The 2,071-nt window shown below is 66.1% G+C and carries 3 protein-coding genes; 2 read left to right on the top strand and 1 reads right to left on the bottom strand.

From position 1 onward, the window contains the following. Positions 1–802 precede the first annotated feature (802 nt). Positions 803–1,210, top strand: a complete 408-nt coding sequence (locus AB0I72_RS17475) for a hypothetical protein (RefSeq protein ID WP_358569271.1) — start codon at positions 803–805, stop codon at positions 1,208–1,210. A gap of 61 nt (positions 1,211–1,271) precedes the next feature. Here the strand turns inward: AB0I72_RS17475 and AB0I72_RS17470 are convergent, their stop codons facing one another. Beyond that, positions 1,272–1,607 carry a hypothetical protein gene (locus AB0I72_RS17470; protein ID WP_358569268.1) on the bottom strand — a complete coding sequence of 112 codons (336 nt, stop codon included), beginning with the start codon at positions 1,605–1,607 and terminating at the stop codon, positions 1,272–1,274. A 164-nt stretch (positions 1,608–1,771) separates the two neighbouring features. Between AB0I72_RS17470 and AB0I72_RS17465 the strand changes: the two genes are divergently transcribed. Further along, positions 1,772–2,071: hypothetical protein (locus AB0I72_RS17465; protein ID WP_358569265.1), on the top strand; the 300-nt coding region annotated here is incomplete at its 3' end.

Raw genomic sequence — 2,071 nt, 5'->3', positions numbered from 1 at the left:
TGCGCGGGAGGCCAAGGTTGCCGCCGCTTCCTTCCGCCCCGCCTCGCGTAGTTCCTGCAGTAGGTAGGCGACGCCGCGCGCGTCGGTGAGGTCGGTGGTGTCGGGGTTGTGCATGTGAGGGCCCTGGTGGTGAAGGGGTTTTGGTGTCAGGGCAGGGTAGCGGTGGCCGGTGACAGCTGGGTGGTGGTGTGGGCGACGGGCACGTCGGGACGGCCCCGGGGGGTGGAGAGGGGTTCGCAGGGCGGCTGTGGGGCGCTGGTGGGCGGACGCGGGGCGTCCTGGGGCGGGGCCACTGGGGTCACGGGATGGCAAAATGCTCCGCGAGGTCCTCGCCCACCTGTACGGGACCTTGCACTGGGGAGCACACACGGAGCATTTCAGGCCCGAATCCGGGCCTGACGCCTCGCCTGTTCGACTCGCGCACCCCGTTTGACCTGGGTTTTTGTGGCGCACCCGGCAGGATTCGAACCTGCGGCCATCGGATTAGAAGTTCGCTGGATACGTGCTGCCACGTGTCTTTTCGTGCCGTTTCATGTCACCCCATCCGATCCGTCGTGCCGTCTGAGACTGTGTGGTGCCGCCTGGTGTCGTGTCAGTACGGAACTGAAGAGCACGAACGGAGCACAAACCGGGGCTGGCGGCGTCCGATGGCACCTCGCGAGGTTCTCGTCGGTCGCCGGTTTGTCGGGGGCACGTACCCGAACGTCCTCTTGCCTCAGTTTGTGTGCCAGCGTCTTCGGATCTTTGGGTCGGTCCCGATGGCGCGGTGAAGTGTCGCCGTGGTATCGCACACTGGGTGACCATGGCGACTGAACCCGTGCTCCGCTGCGTACGCGACTACTACTGGGGCTGCATCTACTGCGAGGACGTTGAAGGCTATGACGGGGACTACGACCACCTCTCCGGCGGCGGCCCGTTCTTCGCCGTGGACGACCAGGTCACCATCCAGGTGGCCAACTGCCGCGTGGTGGACTCGCAAGACGCCGACGTCGAACTGACCGTGTACGTCCATGATGTTCCCGTGCCCTCGTCCGATCACGCTTCCGTGATCGTCCTGCCTTCCGGGGTTCTCTCGATCGGCGATGCAGACCGCTTCGACGAGATCTTCCTCCGCCCCGGGCGCTGGCTGATGCAGGTCGATCTGGATCCCCGTCAACCGGAGGAAGCCCGATGGGTGAAGTTCTACTTGTCTCCTGCAGATCCCCACTAGATGAGGAGCCTTGTTCGAGCTCTGGTGTGCACGGGATCGCCTTCCGTCACTCGGTACGTGTCTACCTGTAGGTGGACCAGCGAGTAGTGGTGTCTCCGCGCTGCAGGGTGTCCAGGCGGTGGCGCCACTGGGTGCGTAGCCCGGGGTTGGTGTTCAGGACCGGTAGGACGCTGGTGACGAGCCTGAGTTCGCGGAGTTGGCGCAGGACGGGGAACCCGGGCCAGGTGAGGACGTCGAAGCCGTACTCGGCCGCGAGCGGTGTGTGGTGGTCGGTGGGGTAGTCCATGCGGACCTTGCCGACCGCGGCGGGGATCAGGTCCCATTCGCGGGGGCCGTTGCTGAGGCTGTCGAAGCTGCAGATCACTGGACCGTCAGCACCGGGGATGAGGTTGCCCATGAACGGGTCACCATGGAGCACCCCGGTGGATGCGGTGGTGTCATCCCCCGCGCCGTCCGCGCAGCCTGGGAACGCGCCGTCGACGGAACGGCCGCAGGTGCCCGTGTGGGTGGCGTCGGCCGAGGGACGAGCCCAAGCTGGGCCACGATGCGGACTCCACCTGGATGGGCAACCCCGAGGACGAGTACACCCACCTGCCCGACGGAGCCGGGCGGATGTGGCAGAACGAGTTCTTCTACCTTGACGGCACCGTGACCCTGACCAACGACGAGAGAGGCGCCGCCTACGGTCTCATCGTCCGGCCGATGACCTGGGAACAGGTCTACGACGACATCGGCAACGACGGGGCTCTGGTACCGCAGTACTTGACCCAGGGCCCCGGAGTTCTCGCGCTACGCCGGAGAAGACACGAACGCCGGATTCGAGCAGGTCGGGCAGGGATGACCGAACCCGGACACGCGAAA

The organism is Nocardiopsis sp. NPDC049922 (genome assembly GCF_040660275.1).
In the GTDB taxonomy this organism is placed as follows: Bacteria; Actinomycetota; Actinomycetes; order Streptosporangiales; family Streptosporangiaceae; genus Nocardiopsis.
Note: the sequence above shows the minus strand (reverse complement) of the source record. Positions and strands in the feature narration are given on the sequence as shown.